This window comes from Legionella cincinnatiensis (assembly GCF_900452415.1).
In the GTDB taxonomy this organism is placed as follows: Bacteria; Pseudomonadota; Gammaproteobacteria; order Legionellales; family Legionellaceae; genus Legionella; species Legionella cincinnatiensis.
The window spans coordinates 2867759-2888740 of record NZ_UGNX01000001.1 but is presented as its reverse complement, the minus strand read 5'-3'; the positions used below and the strand labels follow the sequence as shown (position 1 = coordinate 2888740).

Below are 20982 nucleotides of genomic sequence, written 5' to 3'. Positions count from 1 at the left end.
AACAAGTCCATGTTTACAATTTTATTATTGACAGTACAGTCATGAGATAAGAAATCGCTTGCGATCTATTGTTGGTCAATTTTTGGCTATATTATAAATCAAATACAGTCATGTCAAGAAATGTCAGCAAGCATAGGCTCGCCCATATTTGTTCGTAAACGATATTTTATTTTTGCAATGCTTAACGTTTTTGTTTATCAATTAAACTTGTTTGTCCACTCGAAAGGAGTAGCTCTTGGTCATAGGGAGTATTCACTAATAAATTATGTAAGCTCATTCGATCAAGGCGCTCATCAATTGACACACTATCTTCAAATTGGACAAAAAGATCGTACTTGCTTATATGATTTTTAAAAAACAACGTACAATGTTTGATAAAGCCGTCAAAAATTGAAAAGGTATTTTTGATGATATCTGTATTTAATCCATGAGCATAATATGTTTGGAACTCATCTGAAGAATAAAAATTATTTGCATGAGATTCAGCTTCATTAAGTGTATTAAACTTACCACTTGCCTCTATTTGGGTTACATTAATATGGGTATTGCTATTTCGAATTTTTCTTTCTTGAGGTTCTGTTTTATCTGAAATTATATTTATAACAGATTCTAACCTGTTAATTAACTCATGGCGGTCTTTTAAAAATGTACTAGGTATATGTTCCGCAACATCAGATTCAGTTTGAATTAGGTTTAAATTTTTATGTAATTTTTTCTCATCAATTGAGTTGATAATCTCTTTTATACAAACTAATTTTTCATTCTGACGCTCTACCCTTTTATGTACCAGATTAGTTATTAATTTCATCTTTCTTAATTCAGCATCGGATAGCTTTTCTTTTATTTGTTGAGTGTTTTTAACTTCATTTAATTCAAAAGAAAATAGCTGTGAGATTTGTTGATATTGTTTTTCACTTAAAGTAATAATCTTTTTCAAAGGAGGGCTACTAACTCGATTGTAATAATAGAGATTAAATTTGCAATCTAAAACTATTGCCGCATTTGTAGTTGATTCAGTTGCAATATTAATTGGAAAATCTTTAGAAATATAAAATCCACAATCATTATTTCTGAAACCAAGCATTTTTAATAGAAAATTAGTAAATCCCTCAAGAGAAGACCATAGACTTGAATGAGCAATATAAAGTAAATCCTCTTTGTCAAACTCATTGGTTTTAATAGAGATATTCAATTGATCTAGTTTCTTAATTGCTTTTTTAGCCAAATGCAATCTCTTGGAATATTGTTTGCCTATCGCTGAAAATTCAGTGTGATACTCTTGAGGATTATCTAATGCTTGCTTTACTTTCGACAACATTTTAAATGTAACTTTCTCCTGATTTTCTATTTTACTAATGTAGGCTTGAGTAACTCCCATTTGCTTGGCTAATTCTTCTTGGGTTAATCCTGCCTGAATACGGGTAAGTGCTACTGGATTGTCAATATAATCAGCAGGATTGAAGAGCTCGTAATCTTCATTGTCTTGATGCTTTAATTGCTCGGTAATTTGAGGATGTAAAGCATTGTAAGTAGCTACAGGTAATAAAACATATTCAACTTTGCCATCAAGAGATTTAATTGTTTGTAAATTCATTTGTAAGCACCTCCACGGGGTTTAATTTTCTCAATAGAGATAATTCTCACTTCATCATCTCTGTCGAAAATAATTCGCCATGAGCCAACACGTAGACGAAAATAAGGTTCGCCTTTTAATTTCTTTATATCCAAGATTGGATCTTCTGGATCTTTACCTAATAATACAATCTTCTCCGTAACTCTAGTTCTATCAGGCTGTGGCACACTTTGTAATGCATTCTTAGCTTGTTTCTTAATAAGTAATGTGTACGACACGTAAAACCTTATTATTATTCTTTAATAGTTATTTTAAGTTATATTTGGTTATATTTCCACTTGGGAGTAAAGAATAATGGTGTCATTCTGTCTTGGTCATTATTTAAATATGTTCATTAAAAATGAACAACAAGTAAAACGAACAAGATAGTTTAATCTATAAACCTAGAATACCTGAAATTGGGGTTTCTAGTTTTAATGTATTGAATATCCAAAGTTGTCTGCAGAAATTTAAATGTAAATTTTTATCTAAAAAATTGGGACAATTGGGACAGTGGGGACAATCGTATGAACACAGGATTTTAGGTGTCCCAATACAAAATATTTACTTGGGACAAATGGGGCAAATTCTGCCAGAAAATTTTTTTAGTAACAAAGAATATCATTGAATATCAATGAGATCATAGGCCTTGAAAGCGCTTGACTCCCTTTTAAATTCCAAGCAATACTTCTTTCGAGCTGTAAACTTTTACGGGTCCACGGTCCTGTAAAAGTCATGGAAAAATGAAATATCACGACTATTATCCGGCCGGACAGTCAACTGATATTCATCGAGCAGGACGCATACAGTCGGCATTAAGCTGAATGAATAATCATTTGAGGTTCTATCTATATGAATAAAAAACCATCTCGTTTACAACTGTTAAATGAATTTGAGTCTGCACCAACTTCCGCGTTGTTTAATCAACACACTTTGGCAGCTGTTTTAGACTGTTCCACCCAACTTTTGGAGCGCAATCGCTGGGAAGGAAAGGGCGTTCCCTATCTTAAAATAGGCCGTAAGGTTTTGTATCGCAAAAGTGACGTGTTGTCTTTTCTCCAACAACAAAAAATCTATCGCTCTACTGGTGATAAAGGGGAACTCCTTTCACTGGTTAACGAATAAACCATAGAAATAGATTGTTCACGGATGGATAGAGTTTCTATCTTCCCTGAATGCTGCTGGAGAAACATTGATGCTGCAAAATCAACTTATTACATTAAAAAACAAAAACGACCATAAGCCTATAATCTGTGAATACTCTGGAGGTTGTTTTAAATTAAATGAGCAAGGCGTGTATTTCCTTGGAAAAGACAAAGACGGTAACTCAATGGCACCACGCTGGATTTGTTCTCCTTTGTATGTGGTGGCTAAAACGCGTGATTCCAAAAGTGGTGAATGGGGTCGATTACTTGAATGGCAGGATGACGATGGGGTTGTCCATCAATGGGCAATGCCCCTGGCTTTGTTACAAGGAGATGCTTCTGAAGTCAGGAGGGAATTGGCTCGTCTTGGTTTGAGTATCTCACCCCATAAAATGTCCCGAGATTTACTGACTACCTATTTGCAGGTCTTTCCAGTAGAAGACCGAGCGCGTTGTGTCGATAAACTGGGTTGGCATGAAAACCTCTTTGTTACCGCATCACAAACCATTGGTCATTCATTGGAGAAAATTGTTTTTCAAAATAGTCATGCGGTCGAATCAGCGATGTCTATATCGGGTACTGTAGAAGATTGGCGAGAATCAATAGGACGTCTTGCCTCGGGTAATTCTCGATTAATTTTTGCCATCTCTGCTGCTTTTGCCCCTGCTTTGGCAAAGATTGCTGGTGAAGATTCAGGTGGGTTTCATTTTAGAGGTGCTTCTTCAAGCGGTAAAAGTACTGCTTTAAAAGTAGCGGCTTCGGTCTGGGGAAATCCGCAAGTTTATTGTCGATTGTGGCGAAGTACGACCAATGGCCTTGAGGGGCTCGCGGCTTTACATAACGATGGCTTACTGATTCTGGATGAGTTAAGTCAGATGGAGCCTAAAGAAGCAGGGGAGGCCGCTTACTTGTTGGCCAATGGTCAAGGAAAAACACGGGCATCGCGGCATGGAACAGTGAAACAATCATCTCGATGGTCATTATTTTTTCTCTCAGCAGGGGAGGAATCTTTAATGTCTCTGATGGCCAGAGCAGGGCAGAAAACTAATGCAGGACAGGAAATTAGATTAGCCGATATTGAAGCTGATGCTGGTTTGCACAAAGGGATTTTTGAAAAAATTCATAATCAACTCAGTCCCTCTAGCATGGCTCTATCTTTAAAGGAATATTCCAGCAAATATTATGGTGCTGTGGGCATGGCATGGTTGCAAAAAGTGGTTTCAAATCAAAAAAGCATTGCAACACACATTACTGATGGAATACAAGAATTTGTAAATAGTGTTATTTTACCGGATTCAACGGGACAGATTATCCGTGTGGCACGACGTTTTGCACTGGTCGCTGTTGCTGGTGAAGTGGCTAGCCAATATGGATTGACTGGATGGAAAGAAGGAGAGTCTACTTACGCAGCCTATAAATGTTATCGAGCATGGTTGGAACATTTTGGCATGGAGGGTAATCGGGAAGACAGGGCAATCTTAGCCCAAGTTAGAGCCTTTTTTGAGTCCCATGGCGCCAGTCGGTTTGATAATATAAGAACGCCAAACAATGAACGGATTCTAAATCGTGCCGGGTTTTATTCTACCGATGATGAGGGTTTTCGCGTCTATATGGTATTAACGGAAGTGTTTAAAAAAGAATTATGCCAGGGATTTGAACCACGAACAGTTGCTCGTGTGTTAATAAATGAAGGTTGGTTAAAGCCGGCAACAGATGGCATGCCAACCCATAAACCAAGAGTCAAAGGAGTAGGAACACCCAGGGTTTATGTGTTTACCGATAAAATCTGGAGTGGGGAATAATATTTTAGAAATTTGTCCCATTATTTTTAAGTTATGGGACATATTGGGACGGCTCGAACTCAGTGTTTATGCGCTGTCCCACGTGTCCCAATTGTCCCAGTTAGTTTTTAAGATATAACCACAAAGTATTACGCGATTTAATCCCCATCTCATCACGAATATGCCAACACGCCTTGTAATTTTCATATTTCGGCAGAAGGTACGCATACATTTGTTTTGCATATAAATAACGCCAGCTTTTGCTACTGGATAAACGGTGCTTAGCTAATGTACTGCGCCAGATGATACGGATTTCTTCATAAGATTTTAATTGGAGCAGATTACCGTATTGTTTTGTGAGCCAGTTAAAAAGATTGAGTACCGCTTTCTGGCTTTCAGTTCGTATCGGTATGGTGCGGTCGGTGGAGTTAAAAGCAATGTCTCGGGTTATCCAGAGAGAACACTCACGGACTTGGATACGTGGTTGAATCAGAATCGCTTCTTTGAACGTGAGTCCAAACTCGGTTTGTAATCCCATAATGACCCTTGCTAGAGGGTCATTAAGTGACCTCCAAAAATCTGGAGGGATTATTTTCTTCCTCTTTTTTCTTGCTTTAGGTCTTGAGAGTTCAAGCGATTGATTATCGATATCGGCAACAGAACAATCGTTCATCTGTAAAAAACGGCGGATGATGGTCATATAACGCATGATGGTGACTGGGTTAACATTTTGTTTTTTCCAGTAACGCACCAGCTTGTGAACCTGCTCAGACTGCAAAGCCAGCCATGAAGGTGGAACCTGTCGGATAACAAACAAATCATCAATCATCTTACGAATGACATAAGCACGGTGCTTCCGGTACAAGTATTTACCTTGCCTGTCCAGTTTAATAAACCGATTAGCGAATTGTCTTAAGGATTGTGTACGCATCTTCCCATCTGCAAAAATTAGTAAAAAAAAAGAATTTGCCCTGTGTATTGTTTAGTGTTGGTCGAGCGGTTCACTCTCTGTTGAAACCCGGTAAAAACCGTAAAGCTCGAAGAAGGGGGCAAATCAATCGTTATAAGGCAAACGATCTCGCCATTACAACTTGGTTTTTCTGGTTTTTTTCTCCTCAATAAATAAAGTAAATGAAAGCGATAAAGCAGGGCTTTATCCTCAATCCATGGTCAAATGAAATGACTTAGAGTTCCAAAGAACTCCCTTTACTGAACAGTAAAGGTTCCTGAAGGTTTCCCGACTGTACGTCCATCCACAAGGTTAGGGAATGAGAGTGGCTTAGCATAAGACGCCTAAGCGTTTCATCGGATTTTCACCGATTCATCAGTCATGCTTCATGTAAAAAATATCAAAGTGCAGATCTGGGAGCAAGAGCATTAAAAAGAATATTTTGTCCTATCTTATCTAGTGCGTCAGGACAAATGGGGTTTTGATGCTTGATGTGGGCGAGTTAAATAAGGTGAATGTTGCTGCGTCACTGCTGGGAATTTGCAGTGACGCAGAACAAAAAATCATTTTAGCTTATAATTTAAACCGTAGACTACACTATGGATAAAACGCTATGAGTTCTACAACTTAAGCCAAAATTTATATCAAAGAGAAAGAATGAAAAAATAATAATTATGGAGTGTTTTTCTTAGTGATGGTTTGGTACTAGTATGTTAATTATTGATGAGGTTAGAGAGTATTGTAAATAAAGTAATCTGTAGTGCTGTCCGATTGTTCTGTTCAAAAAAATTACCAAAGCTTTATTTTTCTATTAAACAGCGCCTCTTTCTGCAAGCGTTAACATAATCCATTCTATATGTTTAATTGATTAAAAAAAGACCTTCTGATAATATTTTGACTGGTTGTTTAATTAATCTATATTTTGGATAGGAAGAAATTAAAAAATGGGTAAAAGTTAATGAGCGAGATGAATCAGACTGGTACCCTTGAGGCAAATGAAGACCGCGCGAAATTGATCGCTGATCGTATTAATACATTACGGCCAAAATTACTTGATTTAACAAGAAGAAACCCTCTAATTTCTACGAAATTTTCTGAACGTTCAAACTCATTGATAAGAATAGTAGATGAAGTTCCCGAGTTATTACTTAAATCTATTATATCTTGTGAAATGCGAATTGTGCCATTACCTGATTTAGGCACTGATCCTAGTGATGAACAGACTTCAATATTTCAGAGTTCTCTAGCAGATGCTAGGCTCAATGATGAAATTTACTTAAGTAAATTAGATGAAATAGATTCTGAAAGTGATGAGGCGCCAAATCTTTTAGCTCAAGCAGAACGTCAATTAAAAGATAGAATTAGAGAGCAATTAAACTTACCAACGAGACAAACAAAAAATAATCTATCTTTACAACAGCATGCAAAAAATCATGGAGTTTCTCCTAATTACGAATTGTTTTTAGAGGGGCACCAAGCTGAGGATGGACGGCACGGTGATCAAGATATTCAGACTCTTCTGTTACCTGAGATATTAGAAAGACGGTTAAATGCACTGTGTTCAAAAGAAAAAACTTGGAAAGAAGAGACAGGAATTAGTGTATTACATGTTGCATTTGGGTTTCTTGAATGGGAGGACGGAAATAATAGCTCTACGCAGTTTTCTCCATTAGTGTTAATTCCTGTTTATATCGATAAAAAACGAACTAGGAATGGCCAAGAGTTTTGGGTTATCGGTGATGAGACAGAGGTGCATGAGAATAAAATTCTTGCAGAGAAATTGCGCCTAGAGTTCAATATTATACTACCAGAATATACAAATCAGGGTTTAGAAAAATACTTTCAAGAGGTTGCCGAGCAACGTCCAAAAAATATGACATGGCGAATTAGGCGATGGGCTACGATAGGTGTTTTCCCTTCAGCTAGATTAGCGATGTATCACGATCTTGATCCTGAGGGTTGGGATTTCGCGTCTAATGAAGTTGTTTCTCTTTTATTTGGCGGTACAGACACGGGACATGATGCGTTGCCTTTTGGAGAGGAGTATCATGTAGATGAGCCTGAAATTGAAAGCAAAGTACCTTTCATTATTGCTGATGTAGATTCTTCGCAATTTAGTACTATAGTTGATATAGCTAGTGGAAAAAATTTAGCAGTTGAGGGACCACCAGGAACAGGAAAATCGCAAACAATTGTAAATACTATTGCAGCTTCGCTTTCCTTGGGATTGAAAGTTCTTTTTGTAGCTGAAAAGTCAGCGGCACTCGAAGTTGTTGGATCAAGATTAGAAGCATATGGAATTGGTAAATTTTTATTACCATTACAAGCAAACCGTTCCGGAAAAGAACAAGTAATATCCTCAATTAGGAATAGGCTTGAAATGAAGACATGTGCCAATCCTTCAGAGTTAGAACATGCAGTTAGACAATTTAAAGATACAAGACAAAAATTAAAATTATATGTAGATATTTTATCCTCCACCTATGGAAAAACAGATCTTACTATTTATGAAGTTCTAGGGAGAAGTATTAAATTTTCAGATTTAATTAACAATCTACCCGAAAAAATAAAAAAACTAACCATTCCTGAAACAAAAATTATCACATCAGATAAATTAAATGATATTTTATCTCGTTGTAAGCAGGTTGAAGAAGCATGGGAAGCTACATTACTGTATCCAGATTCTTGGAATATTATTCAAATAGCTAACATTGATCCTTTTCTTGCTGATGAGTTAGTTGATTTGGCTTTTGATATCTCTGCTCTTTTTGCAGAGGCAGATAAACAACGACAATCATTAATAGAATTTCGACTTTCCCCTCTAATTGAGAATGAAAGGCTTAGCAAAATTAGTACCTCTATTAAAAATACTCCAGAGATCTCAAATCAAGATCTTGATATAGTCATTAAGCTAACTTCTAACGATATTATAGGGTTTATAAAAAATTATCTAAATGAAGCCCGTCTGTGGAGAGATGAAAGAGACAACATTATTGATTTATTCAAGACTGATCTAGATTCGGTTGTCATAGAAGAATTATATCTTCTCAAAGAACTATGTTTAAAATACCGAATAGAGTCATTCAACGAACTGGCTTTAGATTCGATTATCCCAAAATATAAAAAATCTCTTGAAGACAACATACAATCAGTGGAAATTTGTAATAAGGTAATTAATATCTCAGAAAGTCTTGCCAAGATAACAGTTCATGATTTTATTAAAATGCTTGAGATTATCTCTGGCATATCAAAGCAGGTATTATCAGTTAGAAAGAGCGACTTTGATGATCCGATAACGCATGTATTGATAGAGAAACAGGCTTCACAAGCTCAGGCTTTAAAGAAAACTCGATCTTTACTTGATGAAGAGTTTATTTTATCGATGCTTCAGGAAGGTGAGATTACAAATCATCATGCTGAAACATTACGTCACTCAGGTTTTTTTTCTTTTTTCTCAAAGAAATATAGGCAAGCAAAGCAATATTATAAATTAGTGTCTAAAGATAAAAAATTTAATAAATTATATGCTACTCAAAAACTTAGCCAATTAGGGCAATGGCAAATAGACGTAAAAGTTTTTTGTGAAAATGTGGTCATGAAAAATATTCTTGGCTCGCATTTTTTTGGTATAGAGACAGATTTTTCTCCTTTTGAGGAAGTAATATCATTATTTAATAATATTGATCATGAATTTTCAGGATCTGATTATGTTGACTTGAGGATTTTTCTAAAATTTGCGGAAAGTGAAAAAATTCAATCAATTCCCATAATCGAAAAAAATCATCCTCTCTACGAAATAGAAGATACTACTTTGGCGAATGTAGCCGAACGAATTACCGTTTTGCAAGATCAAGTTAAGGATTGTGAGAGTGATCTCATACAGCTTAAAAAAATTATCAAGGTATTTAAAGAACCTGAAAAAATATCAAAAGAGCAAATTATTGAGCTTCCATTAATATTTGAGCAATTATTAAAAACAAGGGAACACTTAAGGCATAATGATGATATCAAAGGTATTCTTGGAGTAGCTTACAAAGCTGAACTCACTGATGAACATGAGTTAGAAAGATGCTTTATATTGGCTATGAATCTCATAGAGTTAAATGAGAATGAGCGACAGGCACTTTTGTATAGTGCAAAGCAAGGTTTTATAAAAAAATTGGAAACACAAGTATCGTGCGTTATGGATTGTGATGTTCAGGCCTTAACTAGTTTAGATAAAATTTCTGCCATGACAAATACATTGCCAGAAAGATGGCTAGATAATATGACCTATTTGGCTTTTTCAAAATGGATGGAACAGGCATCTAAAAATAAAGATGGTTTGGTTGCATATTCGCGATTTATTTCAGCTAAAAATAATGTAAAGCAAGATGGATATATGGAGCATATTGAAATTATCTTGTCTGAAAAATATGGTAATTTATGCGAAATAATCGAGGCATTAATAACACGTGAAATGGCTCGTGAGATCTATAAATCTCATGGTGAAATATTAGCATCATATAATGGTAGTAATTTGAATACATTAAGAAAGCGTTTGCAGGAAGCTGATAGAGCAGTAATAAAGCTTTCTCGCAAACATTTGCAAGCTGAACTTTTTAATAAGGCTTGTCCACCACCTGGAATAGGTTTTGGGCGAAAAAGTGAATTTACCGAACTTGCATTACTTAAAAATGAAATATCTAAAAAACAACGCCATATTCCAATTCGCAATCTTACAAAAAGAGCAGCGAGAGCGCTGTTAGAGATTAAACCTTGCTGGATGATGTCTCCTTTAGCTGTAGCTCAATATTTACCTCGAGGAGGAGTTGAATTTGATCTTGTAATTATTGATGAAGCATCCCAAATGACCCCAGAGGATTCAGTTGGTGCATTGATACGAGCCAAACAGGCGATGATCGTTGGTGATACTAATCAATTACCTCCTACGGGATTTTTCCGCAAGATGCTAGAAGATGAAAGTGCAGATGAAGATGAAAAAGTAACTGAGGAATCTATTTTAGAAATGGCCAACGCTTCTTTTACACCTGCAAGACGGCTTCGTTGGCATTATAGGTCTAGACATTCGGGATTAATATCATTTTCTAATAAACATGTTTATAACAATGATCTAGTGGTGTTCCCTTCCGCGCAGGAAGATCATCCACATATGGGAATATCTTATATCAAAGTTAATGGCACATATTCCTCGGGTACTAATCCTAAAGAAGCTATGATCATGATAGATGCGATTATCGATTTTATGAGAGTACATACCGATAAATCTTTAGGTGTAGTTCTTATGAATCAGAAACAGCGAGATCTATTACTTGATGAAATGAACTATGCTTTGGAGCAACATCCGCAAGCAAGAGAGTATATAGAGAGGTGGGATGTAGCTAATGATGGATTGGAATCATTTTTCATAAAAAACCTCGAGAATGTCCAGGGCGATGAGCGAGATGTTATTTTCATTGGTACTGTTTATGGAGCAGAAAAAGAAGGGGCTCCCGTAATGCAACGTTTTGGACCGATAAATGGGATAGCTGGAAAACGAAGGTTAAATGTTCTTTTTTCTAGAGCTAAAGAGCGAATCGTTACGTTTTCCTCTATGACTGCGGCAGATATTCGTGCGGAAGAAGAGTCCAACCCTGGTGTGTATATGCTTAAATGTTGGTTGGAATACTCTAGCTCTGGGATTCTGGAGACTGGGCAATACACTGAAAAAGAACCTGATTCTGATTTTGAAGAGCATGTTATTAAACAAATAAAATCAATTGGTTGTGTGGCAATCCCGCAAGTTGGTGTTAAAGGATACTCTATTGATATAGGTATTAAGCATCCAGATTGGCCTCATGGCTTTATTATGGGAGTAGAGTGCGATGGTGCATCTTATCACTCTTCTCGCTCCGCCCGAGATCGTGATCGTTTAAGACAAGAGGTTTTGGAGGGACTAGGGTGGAATCTTTATCGTATCTGGTCAACAGATTGGTTTGAGGATCCGCGACGTGAAACAGAAAAACTAAGAAGAGCTATTCATGCGAGATTGTCACAGTTGGTGAACTATCCGGAATTTCCGGATGATTGATTTTTGTATAAGCATATTTTCTGAATGTGATGTTGCTCCTAAATTTTTAAATAGGGGTCCATTTACCAAATATCTTGATGAGTAAGTTTACCTATTTTTAAGTTAATAATTAGGAAGCATTTGAGTTTATAGTTGTAAAATACCAAACCGATGTAAGAATCTTGATCTTCTGTAGTGACTCTTTGCTGATGAGTTACAAAAGCAAGCCGTTACTTAGCTCAGAGAGGCCTGGGTAAGCAAGTCTTTTTTTCCTACTTGCTTAGATTGGCAAAATTAATGACCTAACCCATCAGTTATTCTAAATTCTAGAATATAGAATGGTAAGAGCGATTATTAAAATACAATTTGCCCTTTATTTTTTCATTGCAAAATTTGAGGAACTTAATCTAACAGTAAAGAAGGTTTAAAATCTCTAAAATAAGCATTCTTAATTTTTGTTGCATGCGATTTGATGATCTTTACAGGCTTTAACCTTATCGCACTTAAAGAAAAGTTAGCTATAGTTTCAAATTCTGTATCAATATTAGTCATTTCTCCATTATAATTTAGATAACGAATAATTTTGCCTTCCAAAAATGACTGATAGCTAGGGTTTGAATGAACAGAAGTCGGAAACCCCAAGATATTTAAGTTTGTTCGGTCAAAACCAAATCCAATGATGATTATTTCTTTAGCATCTGTTATAAGGGATTTAAGATGTGGCATATGACTGGTGCTATCACGCATAGTTTCTATATTGTCTTTTAATTCAAAAGCCTTGGCGAATCTTTTCGTACTGCTTATATTTTTATTGGCCGTTTTCTTTTCAAAATTATACTTCCCATACTCAAATTCGATGTTTTTATATAGACTCCCGTACACGTGCTCTATTCTATATTGCTCTAAATATGATAAATCAGGGTATGTATTTTTTAATATTTCAATGTTAGATAATGTGTTATATAAATAATAATCTAGGCTCATATCATAGTTAAAAGTAATAATTTTTAATTTTGGATCAAATATATTGGCTGGATTATCGGCACAGCCATATAAAATGTCATTTAAAAGGTAGGGATACCAATGGTCATCGTATTTGTTCTTTTCGGATTTTCCCCAGAATGAAACATTAAAATCATTTATATTTTCTAATTTAAGAAGAGTATAAACAATCATTAATTTCCCAGCCTTTTCATGGCTTGGGTTGTCACGTAAAAAGATATCAATCGATACAGGAGAATACTGATTAATAGCTTCTTTAAGTTCATTAAGCTCTTTTATTTCATTTAGCTTAATTTTTAAAAAGAAATACCCCTTATTATCAAGTTGTATCATTTCTCGTTTTAGTGACGCATTTATTTGATGATTGTTTATTCGTTGGTTTTCTGGAATATCTGAAATTTTAGGACAAAATTTATTATTCTCAGCAAACATAGATAAATTGAAATTACATGGGGGTTCTGTTTGTTTTAATGGAAAAAATACTTCGTCCGTTTCTATATTATCAATTATTTTTTTAACAAGCTCAGCTCCAGTAGGATATCCATAATTTAAACTTGAACCTGCGCCTAGAATTAACAAAGTGTTGTGCGAAAACATAAACATCTTAATTTTGCAATGAAATAGCTTAAGATTAGCCGCTAAAAATAATCTAATCAATAAAATAACATATTTATAAAATAATATTTAAAATAAAGAAAGGGGTAAACTAGTCATAACAATAAGGCTTAAGTTTTTTCTTTTGCATGATTGTTTTTGTCTTTCGGTCTCTTTGGTTGTCATTGAAAGGATCCCTTAAAATCTTTGTGAGAGGATTCGATTCTAGATCCTAGCATTTAGATATTACTGAAAGCTACTATTACTTAAAGTAACGTTGATTAATAAAATCATATTTTATTAATCATAATTATGCTATATTTTGATTAATAAAATGTGAGGTTATTAATCATGAAATGGAATTGGCAGCTTGGGAATTGGCCTAATTTTACTTGGGACTCTAATAAATTAGTTGAGTATGAACAGTCTTTTACTGAGAACGCAGGTATTATTATTGGTTCCTCCCAACATATTTCTCAAGAAGGTAAGCAAAATTTATTTATCGATTTAATGTGTACTGATGCTTTGGATAGTTCTGAAATTGAAGGAGAGCATTTAAACAGGGATAGTGTTCAATCTTCTATAAAAAAAGAGCTAGGGTTGTCTACAGAAGCTCCTAGAGCGAGCATGGCGGAGCGTGGGATCGCTAAAATGATGGTTAATTTATACCAAACGATTTCTAGTCCGCTAACACATCAAGTTTTATTTGAATGGCATCAATTTTTAATGGGTAATAGCCATCATTTGGAACATATTGGTCAATATCGTAAGCATGAAGAAGCAATGCAAATTGTTTCTGGGCCTGATTATGATCGAAAAATCCATTTTGAAGCGCCTCCCTCAACCTGTGTTCCAGACGAAATGGATCAGTTTCTCAATTGGTTTGAACGGAGTTCTCTCACAGGTTCCGCTCCTTTACCCACATTAACCCGAGCAGGAATAGCCCATTTGTGGTTTGAGAGTATCCATCCTTTTGAAGATGGAAATGGAAGAATAGGGCGAGCTATAGCAGAAAAAGCCTTATCGCAAGGATTTTCAAAACCAGTGATGACGGTATTGGCAAAAATATTATTAAAAAAGCGAAAGGAATATTATCAACAATTAGGATTAGCAAGCAAAACCTTAGACCTAACTTCTTGGTTGATTTGGTTTGCTAACATCGCTCTAGAAGCGCAACAAAGCACTTATTTGTATATTGATTTTATTATTAAGAAATCTGTTATTTTAAGGGAAGCGGAAGGGAAAATTAACCCAAGGCAAGAAAAGGTTTTATTAAGATTATTTCATGCTGGGCCTGATGGATTTGTAGGTGGTTTAAGTGCTAAAAATTATATGAGCATTACTGGTGCACCAATCGCTACAACAACCAGAGATCTGAATGACTTGGTTAAAAAAAATATTCTCAAACGAACTGGCGAGCTTAAAGCGACTCGTTATTTTTTAAATCTTGATAAGGTTTAAATGGAGCTTGCTGAATTAGGTAACTCTAAGTCCCTAACATCAATAAATGATAAAGGAACAAGATAATAAATGAAAACATTACAAGTAGGAATTATGTCACCAGATAAATTTCAGAGTCGTACTATTGAAATTGCTTCTGGACGTTATAAACCTAAGAAGAACGAACCTAAGATTTGGTTTAATTCAATAAAATCACTATGTGTCGTACTAAATGAAGACAATATGAGGTTATTGAAAATAATTGAAGAACAAAAGCCTGAGTCAATTAAAGAGCTTGCTGACTTAAGTAAAAGTGAACCTGGTAATTTGAGTCGTACACTTAGCACAATGGCACGCTATGGAATTATTGAAATAAAGAAAATTGGGAAAAATTCTAAACCGATTGTTAAGGCTTTAGATTTTAATATTCACTATAGTGCTGGATAATATTATATTCTTTAATTTTGAACTTTCCGGAAATCCCGGAGAGTTCATTTTGAAAGTCTAAGCAGTGAGTTCCAAAATGGAACATACTGATGCTTGGCTTTTTTGATTTGGCAAACACTGTCTGTCAAATCCAAGATTTCTTCACTATCTATCATTTTTTTGCTTCTTTAATTTGGTACACGGTGTGTCCAAATTAAATATGATTTAAATATGGAACGCAGTGCGTTCCGAATCTATCTTATAACTTTACTTATGATTTGGATCTCATTGCGATCCAAATTAAATATTTATTCTCAATTCGGACCGCATTGCGGTCCATAACTAGAGAGGCATTTATATCTGTTCTTTATTTACAGTTTGTATCGTAATGACTTCAGCAGACTTAATCACTTCCATGCACTTCAAAACATAATCAGTAACAAGCTGCATTGGTTTTCTTAACCGCTCAACATCAACAATAATGTATCCAGCGGTCACATCATTACTCATCTTATGGTTCATTAAACGCTTTAGAGCATAGGCAGGGATATCCAGACTTTCTGCAATGGTGATAAAAGTTCGTCTTAAATCATGTACTGTGAAATGAACACCTGAATTTTTTGTCACATGTGCCATTTGTTTGCGCGGTTCAATAATATGGCCTGCTGCTCCTGGGCCCGGGAAAACATAGTTATTAATTGCTTTTGCCTTTCTAGCGATCAGCAAATCATAAAGAAAATCCGAAAGGGGAAGGGTATGGGATTCATTGTTTTTGGTTTTATTAATAGTAAATGTTTTCGCTTTTAAGTCGAGATCAGACCATTTTAAGGTAGCAGCTTCTTGTCGGCGTAGTCCTGTCAGCAAGATGAGCAGCAAATAATCACGTAATGTTTCATTTTGGATTTGTTGGAGACCTGCATACCATGCAGCGAGTTCATGAGATTTTATATAAGTTTTTCGTCGTTCAATACGATACCAGGCTCGAGTTTGTGATAGGCGTTTTACTGGATTATCTATGAAAAGAGAATGACCACTATTGTCTTCATATTGTCCCGCAGCAAAATTGAAGAGGGCGCGGAGTATTCTCATGGCCAAATTGGCATAGGCTTCACCACGTTCCTGGCCTAGTTTTTCGTGATATTTGGCAATGCGATCTCGGGTAATGGATAACATCGGTTTGCTTTTCCAGCTGGTGAAGGCTTTATCTAATATATGTTTGTAGTTATCTAACGTTCTGGGTTTTAAGTTCTTTCCTGAGTTTTCGGCAAGCGAGCGTGACTAAAGACAGAGTTGTTGTTTAGCCTATAGCCTCAATGATTTTAGGAGGCGACTCAATGATAAATGGCACCAATAAACTAGAAACTGTCAAACAAGCCTTTAGACACTGGCGATCCACAAGAACAAAACGCGGGCAAATCCCCGATGAGTTATGGGAGCAGGTCAAGGGACTATTGGTTGATTATACTCCTTCGAAAATCGGCAGTCATTTAGGGATTAGTCCAATCCAAATCAGGAAAAAATTAGTACCTGTCCAGAATACTAGTCCGCAGTTTGTTGAGGTAAAAGGAAAACCTACGAGGCTTGATTCAGAGTTTCTATCAAATAGCGATGCGCCTTGTAGTGTTGAACTTCATCGCCCCTGTGGCAGTATACTGAAAATCAACGCAGTACCGATGAGTAGGATATCAAAACTCATGCTGGATTTTATGGGGTAACGATGCTGCAGATTACCCCACAACATCGGTTGTTACTTGCTGTTGAACCCGTTGATTTTAGAAAAGGCATCGATGGCTTAAAAGCCTTATGCCGACAAAAGCTACTTGATGACCCATTCAGCGGTACCGTATTTGTTTTTACCAATCGCATGCGTACCTCAGTGAAACTATTAGTGTATGATGCGAGTGGTTTTTGGCTATGCCAGAAACGGTTCAGTCGAGGCAAGCTGGCTTGGTGGCCTAGTGGATTGGGTCCCTCTGTTCAATTACGCTCCAGTGAGTTATTGATACTGCTTGCCCAAGGCCATCCCATAAAAGCAAGCCTTCCAGACGATTGGCGTTCTATGGCTTATGCGGCCAGTGATGATTCTAATGAAGCCAACGTGTTTTCGTAATTCCAGGGAAGCCAGGCTTGAGGTTCTTTAACAATTTGGTCTTTGTAAACCTGCAGTGCAACCAGGTATTCAAAGGGATTAATGCCGGATAACTCACAGGTATAAATAATGCTGGTGAGTACGCCACCTACCATAGCGCCGTATTCGGTTTTATAAAAGAACCAGGTGTTACGTCCTCGGATAGGGATTTTTAACCCTCGCTCCAAGTCATTGTTGTGGATGGGCGCACCAGGAATTTGTAGAAAACGGGTGAGTCTCTCCCAATGCTTCAGCATATATTTTATGGCTTTGCCTAAGGAATCATTAGGCTCGACTTGTTTGGATGACAGCAGTTTCTCCATGTACGCTCGGGCTTCAAGCATTGCAGTTTTGCTGTACTTCTGGTGGTAGACTAGACGCTGTTGTTCATCATGTCCAAGTTGTTTTGATTCCTCATCCATCTTAAATGGAATAGAAAGCCATTTCATGATAGGCAAACAGTGTTCCGGGTAAAATGTTTGTAACTCTTCAAACTTACGAAAGCCATGAGACAAGCAGTTACATACAATGGTGTCATGGGTCACTGGGATATTATGACTTAGTGCATCACACATTTGGATGACCTTGCCATTATTCTTATGGCGCTTATTAAGAAGGCGCTCCATGTTTTCGCCAGAGTGACGTTGGCTGTTATAAAAGAGTGCTATTTTATGGGCGCCGTTTTGTGCCAATATTCCTGTGGTGTACATGCCAGTTCGTTTTTTATCAGGGTTTAGTCTGTTGTGCCGAATCGTATCTACAATTCGAAGCACCGTATCGTCATTGTGAATTAAAGAGCCATTCGCTGCGAGTTCCTCTAAAGCAGGGAATACTAACAATGCACATCCAGCTAATTCTTCCATGAGTTGCCATTGGGTAGAGGAGGGAATGGGAAAGCCAATGAGCGATTGAAAATATTCTTGTCGATGAAAAGGCATGGCCATGTAGTATTTTTGTAAGGCTAACATGGCTTTAAAACTTGGATGATATTTTTCCTGGTGGACATGAGCCGGAATATTAGCTGAAAATATCTCATTGCATAAAGCACATCGCAGCTTCTCAATCCAATATTTATTAACGGATGCTAGATTTTGTCCTTTTATATTAATGAGGATGCCAGGATTGATGGAATAAAGCCTGCCACCACAGTGATGTGGGCATAGTTGTCCAGCACTTAGGGACTCTAAGGCAATGGTGTGTTCCTGTGCATTGATGTAGGCAGTATGTGGAAGGCGTCCATGTCCTGTGGGTTCTTTGGGCTCATTGCTCTCATCATTTGATTGGCTGGGCGCAGGTTCTTCTGCGGCAGTGTTATTTTGTTCTACCTTTAAAGATTTGTCGTGATGTTTAGTAGTCTTGTCAAAGATAAGCCGCTTTAAATTGGATACAGTGATTTTATGCTCGATCAGTGCCCTCGGGATCCAAGAAGCCAGGTTAATACACCCAATGACAAACGGTTTTGTGCACTCAGGTAGGTTTGATGAGTGCACTAATGCAACGATCTGATCAACTTCTTCCTGTGATTTCTCAATGACAATAGGTAATTCTTTTGCTGGTGTCATTAGCAACATTGCTCCTCTTAATGGCAGCAAGATTAGCTAGCAGTCGTAATAAAATCAATAGGTTGTGCTGAAAATCAATGATTTTTGTTGCAAAGTCACGTTATCTATGGAGTTACGTCTTGATAAATATGATTTAAACAAAACCGTCATGGTTATAAATTTGCATATCGCGATGAATCTTTATGCGCAAATTTAAATCATTTATGCTCTAGCGCTATAACCATGATATTCCAAAATGTATATGGAGTTATTTACAAATTTCATAACTTATTAAGTAAGACTTAAGAATTTTTATTTAATAATATTCGCCTCAGAGTTGTGCAATAGCTCTAAAAACTCTGGACTAACTTTATTAATAAATTAATTAGGAAAAAGTATGACTAAAATTGTTTATTCCTTCGATTATGATGGCTGTTTAAATCCCGTCCGTTTCGCTATAGATCCGGATGACTTTCTTCAAATTAACGAAGATTTGCAGCAATTACTCATAAACAAAAACCGCAATTATGATAAAGCATACGTTTTGATTGGTTCCAATCGTCAATCTTTTGGTACCGAACAGTATAATGCCGATGAAAATATAAATGGTTATGCTTTTGAGAATATTCCTTGTTTTGCTAAAGAAATCGGAGCTGAATTTATTCCATTCTGGATGACTGATATATACAATGGTTTAAAAATGGGAACTGCTTTTGAATGTGCTACCAATGAATATACTAATAAAACGGTTGGTTCACATGCATCATACTTATTCGATGAGCTCAAAATCACCCTGATTTATGCGCAATTACAATATATCGCTTTAGCAAATCCAAATGATGAAATACATTTTGAGTTTTATGATGATAAAGCTACTATTCTTAATGCATTGTCTGATTTTTTCAAAAAGAACCAACAACTTATTCCAAGCAATATAACACTTAAATTAAAACAATACTTTGGTGTTAATGATAATTATAGGATTACAGAAAAAGGAGATATCTCTGGCACAGGTATACCTAACTCTAATTATCAAGAGCTTTTAAGAAAACTCGGTTTTGCCATACTAAGCAGAGCAGAGCATGAAAATATTTTATTGGATACAAACAATAATCCAACTACTGCTGAAAAAGTAATACTCAATAATTATAATGATTATTTCACCTTTCCCATTACAGCAGACGAGTATGAATATTTAAGTTGTCCAGAAAAAATTGAACAGACAAACATAAAACACAATGATAAAGTAGATTTAGCGAATCAAACAGAATATTTATTACACTCTGTACCATTGTGAATTAGTCAAATTTATTCGTAAGCGTTCAACAAATTAACTGCTACTTTGCAAGGGTCGCGCTACCTCGTGAAAGATTCCGGGACGTCCCAGTCCCCGAAATCGACTCGCCAACTCATCGGTACTGCATTGATTTTCAGTATACTGCCACAGGGACGATGAAGTTCAGCACTACAAAGCGCATCGCTATTCGATAGAAACTCTGAATCAAGCCTCGTAGGTTTTCCTTTTATCTCAACAAACTGCAGGTCCGTTTTCTCTACAGGCAATAATTTTTTCCTGATTTGGATTAGACTAAATCCCTAAATGACTGCCAATTTTCGAAGGCGTATAGTCACCCAATAATCCCTTGACTTGTTCCCATAACTCATCAGGAATTTGCCCTCGTTTTATTCGTGTAACTCGCCTGTGTCTAAATGCTTGTTTGACAGTTTCTAGTTTATTGGTGCCATTTATCATTAAGTCGCCTCCTAAATTCTTCGAGGATATAGCTAAACAACTGAACTGTCTTTAGTCACGCACGATTGCCGAAAACTCAGGTTCTTTCTGGTTTTAATGTAGTCTTTAAAGACTTGATTGAGGGTTATATCTTGAATTTCTGCTGCTTTTTTCTCAGCAACTGGATCAATGCCCATAGCGATTTGCCCTAAAAGATGCAGGGCTTTGTTCTTTGCCATTTCAGCGGTTAATTCTGGGTAATGCCCTAAAGTAATTCGACAGCGTTTCTTATTGATGAATTTTTCAACGAAAAAAGCTTTTGCTCCTCCAGAAGTAACACGTATGCCAAATCCCTTTAGGTTGTCATCGTAATATCTTTTTTGTGCCGTTTTTCCTTCTTCCGTTGCCTGAGGAAGAGGGAGGTTTTCTACGTTTGTTTTGTTTATTTTCATAGTCGATTTTTATGTTCTGTTCTTTATGTGTCGCAACTGTGTCGCAACTGTGTCGCACTTGTGTCGCACAATTGTTTAAAATTCATTAATAGAACTTATAACGTAATAGTGCTGTAACATCAAGTAAATAA

General features: G+C 36.4%; 15 protein-coding genes and 3 pseudogenes. 9 read left to right on the top strand and 9 right to left on the bottom strand.

Annotation, left to right across the window (positions count from 1 at the left end; translation table 11 throughout):
* Positions 1 to 181: 181 nt before the first annotated feature.
* Both DYH34_RS18430 and DYH34_RS12885 read right to left on the bottom strand, forming a co-directional pair.
* A complete protein-coding gene (locus DYH34_RS18430; protein WP_238589481.1) occupies positions 182 to 1594 on the bottom strand; it encodes a helix-turn-helix domain-containing protein in 1413 nt (470 codons plus the stop codon).
* Positions 1591 to 1851, bottom strand: a complete 261-nt coding sequence (locus DYH34_RS12885; protein ID WP_058464648.1) for a type II toxin-antitoxin system RelE family toxin — start codon at positions 1849 to 1851, stop codon at positions 1591 to 1593. Before DYH34_RS12885 ends, DYH34_RS18430 begins: the two co-directional genes overlap by 4 nt.
* 613 nt (positions 1852 to 2464) lie before the next feature.
* Here DYH34_RS12885 and DYH34_RS12880 point away from each other — a divergent pair.
* Positions 2465 to 2737, top strand: a complete 273-nt coding sequence (locus DYH34_RS12880) for a MerR family transcriptional regulator (RefSeq protein ID WP_058464649.1) — start codon at positions 2465 to 2467, stop codon at positions 2735 to 2737.
* A 70-nt stretch (positions 2738 to 2807) separates the two neighbouring features.
* Positions 2808 to 4559, top strand: a complete 1752-nt coding sequence (locus DYH34_RS12875; RefSeq protein WP_058464650.1) for a DUF927 domain-containing protein — start codon at positions 2808 to 2810, stop codon at positions 4557 to 4559.
* 100 nt (positions 4560 to 4659) lie between these two features.
* Here DYH34_RS12875 and DYH34_RS12870 read toward each other — a convergent pair whose 3' ends face one another.
* On the bottom strand, positions 4660 to 5469 hold the full coding sequence (locus tag DYH34_RS12870; protein WP_058464651.1) for a hypothetical protein: 810 nt from the start codon (positions 5467 to 5469) through the stop codon (positions 4660 to 4662).
* 502 nt (positions 5470 to 5971) lie between these two features.
* Here DYH34_RS12870 and DYH34_RS18565 point away from each other — a divergent pair.
* Positions 5972 to 6094 (top strand): hypothetical protein, encoded by a 123-nt coding sequence (locus DYH34_RS18565; protein ID WP_274519440.1) that lies wholly within the window; start codon positions 5972 to 5974, stop codon positions 6092 to 6094.
* A 360-nt stretch (positions 6095 to 6454) separates the two neighbouring features.
* Positions 6455 to 11557, top strand: a complete 5103-nt coding sequence (locus DYH34_RS12865) for a DUF4011 domain-containing protein (RefSeq protein ID WP_162263053.1) — start codon at positions 6455 to 6457, stop codon at positions 11555 to 11557.
* Between the two features lie 62 nt (positions 11558 to 11619).
* Here the strand turns inward: DYH34_RS12865 and DYH34_RS18425 are convergent.
* A pseudogene (locus DYH34_RS18425) lies at positions 11620 to 11751 on the bottom strand (PDDEXK nuclease domain-containing protein); the annotation flags it as partial.
* A gap of 187 nt (positions 11752 to 11938) precedes the next feature.
* The gene (locus DYH34_RS12855; protein ID WP_058464653.1) at positions 11939 to 13135 is read right to left on the bottom strand and encodes a hypothetical protein; all 1197 of its coding nucleotides are present in this window, start codon (positions 13133 to 13135) and stop codon (positions 11939 to 11941) included.
* A 348-nt stretch (positions 13136 to 13483) separates the two neighbouring features.
* Between DYH34_RS12855 and DYH34_RS12850 the strand changes: the two genes are divergently transcribed.
* Together DYH34_RS12850 and DYH34_RS12845 are read left to right on the top strand one after the other, a co-directional pair.
* On the top strand, positions 13484 to 14593 hold the full coding sequence (locus DYH34_RS12850) for a Fic family protein (RefSeq protein ID WP_058464654.1): 1110 nt from the start codon (positions 13484 to 13486) through the stop codon (positions 14591 to 14593).
* Between the two features lie 69 nt (positions 14594 to 14662).
* Positions 14663 to 15019, top strand: a complete 357-nt coding sequence (locus DYH34_RS12845) for an HVO_A0114 family putative DNA-binding protein (RefSeq protein ID WP_058464655.1) — start codon at positions 14663 to 14665, stop codon at positions 15017 to 15019.
* Between the two features lie 333 nt (positions 15020 to 15352).
* Here DYH34_RS12845 and DYH34_RS12840 read toward each other — a convergent pair.
* Positions 15353 to 16249: pseudogene (locus DYH34_RS12840) on the bottom strand (tyrosine-type recombinase/integrase); the annotation flags it as partial.
* A gap of 83 nt (positions 16250 to 16332) precedes the next feature.
* On the opposite strand from DYH34_RS12840, the gene DYH34_RS12835 reads away from it, so the two are divergent.
* Both DYH34_RS12835 and tnpB read left to right on the top strand, forming a co-directional pair.
* A complete protein-coding gene (locus DYH34_RS12835; protein ID WP_115342600.1) occupies positions 16333 to 16713 on the top strand; it encodes a hypothetical protein in 381 nt (126 codons plus the stop codon).
* Between the two features lie 2 nt (positions 16714 to 16715).
* Positions 16716 to 17108 (top strand): IS66 family insertion sequence element accessory protein TnpB, encoded by a 393-nt coding sequence (gene tnpB, locus DYH34_RS12830; protein WP_058465550.1) that lies wholly within the window; start codon positions 16716 to 16718, stop codon positions 17106 to 17108.
* Here the strand turns inward: tnpB and DYH34_RS12825 are convergent.
* Positions 17063 to 18688, bottom strand: a complete 1626-nt coding sequence (locus DYH34_RS12825; RefSeq protein ID WP_083502784.1) for an IS66 family transposase — start codon at positions 18686 to 18688, stop codon at positions 17063 to 17065. The genes tnpB and DYH34_RS12825 overlap by 46 nt on opposite strands.
* Before the next feature lie 376 nt (positions 18689 to 19064).
* Here DYH34_RS12825 and DYH34_RS12820 point away from each other — a divergent pair, with 376 nt between their 5' ends.
* Positions 19065 to 19964: a hypothetical protein gene (locus tag DYH34_RS12820; RefSeq protein ID WP_058465551.1), complete on the top strand. Its 900-nt coding sequence runs from the start codon at positions 19065 to 19067 to the stop codon at positions 19962 to 19964.
* Positions 19965 to 20255: 291 nt separating this feature from the next.
* Here DYH34_RS12820 and DYH34_RS12815 read toward each other — a convergent pair whose 3' ends face one another.
* Together DYH34_RS12815 and DYH34_RS12810 are read right to left on the bottom strand one after the other, a co-directional pair.
* Complete coding sequence (locus DYH34_RS12815) at positions 20256 to 20420, bottom strand: hypothetical protein (RefSeq protein ID WP_238589531.1); 165 nt, start codon at positions 20418 to 20420, stop codon at positions 20256 to 20258.
* 68 nt (positions 20421 to 20488) lie between these two features.
* Positions 20489 to 20851: pseudogene (locus DYH34_RS12810) on the bottom strand (Arm DNA-binding domain-containing protein); the annotation flags it as partial.
* Positions 20852 to 20982 lie beyond the last annotated feature (131 nt).

Coding starts and splice junctions, on each gene's coding strand:
- DYH34_RS18430 (WP_238589481.1), bottom strand. CDS start 1,594: ATGAATTTACAAACAATTAAATCTCTTGATGGCAAAGTTGAATATGTT.
- DYH34_RS12880 (WP_058464649.1), top strand. CDS start 2,465: ATGAATAAAAAACCATCTCGTTTACAACTGTTAAATGAATTTGAGTCT.
- DYH34_RS12875 (WP_058464650.1), top strand. CDS start 2,808: ATGCTGCAAAATCAACTTATTACATTAAAAAACAAAAACGACCATAAG.
- DYH34_RS12870 (WP_058464651.1), bottom strand. CDS start 5,469: ATGCGTACACAATCCTTAAGACAATTCGCTAATCGGTTTATTAAACTG.
- DYH34_RS18565 (WP_274519440.1), top strand. CDS start 5,972: ATGCTTGATGTGGGCGAGTTAAATAAGGTGAATGTTGCTGCGTCACTG.
- DYH34_RS12865 (WP_162263053.1), top strand. CDS start 6,455: ATGAATCAGACTGGTACCCTTGAGGCAAATGAAGACCGCGCGAAATTG.
- DYH34_RS12855 (WP_058464653.1), bottom strand. CDS start 13,135: ATGTTTTCGCACAACACTTTGTTAATTCTAGGCGCAGGTTCAAGTTTA.
- DYH34_RS12850 (WP_058464654.1), top strand. CDS start 13,484: ATGAAATGGAATTGGCAGCTTGGGAATTGGCCTAATTTTACTTGGGAC.
- DYH34_RS12845 (WP_058464655.1), top strand. CDS start 14,663: ATGAAAACATTACAAGTAGGAATTATGTCACCAGATAAATTTCAGAGT.
- DYH34_RS12835 (WP_115342600.1), top strand. CDS start 16,333: ATGATAAATGGCACCAATAAACTAGAAACTGTCAAACAAGCCTTTAGA.
- tnpB (WP_058465550.1), top strand. CDS start 16,716: ATGCTGCAGATTACCCCACAACATCGGTTGTTACTTGCTGTTGAACCC.
- DYH34_RS12825 (WP_083502784.1), bottom strand. CDS start 18,688: ATGACACCAGCAAAAGAATTACCTATTGTCATTGAGAAATCACAGGAA.
- DYH34_RS12820 (WP_058465551.1), top strand. CDS start 19,065: ATGACTAAAATTGTTTATTCCTTCGATTATGATGGCTGTTTAAATCCC.
- DYH34_RS12815 (WP_238589531.1), bottom strand. CDS start 20,420: ATGATAAATGGCACCAATAAACTAGAAACTGTCAAACAAGCATTTAGA.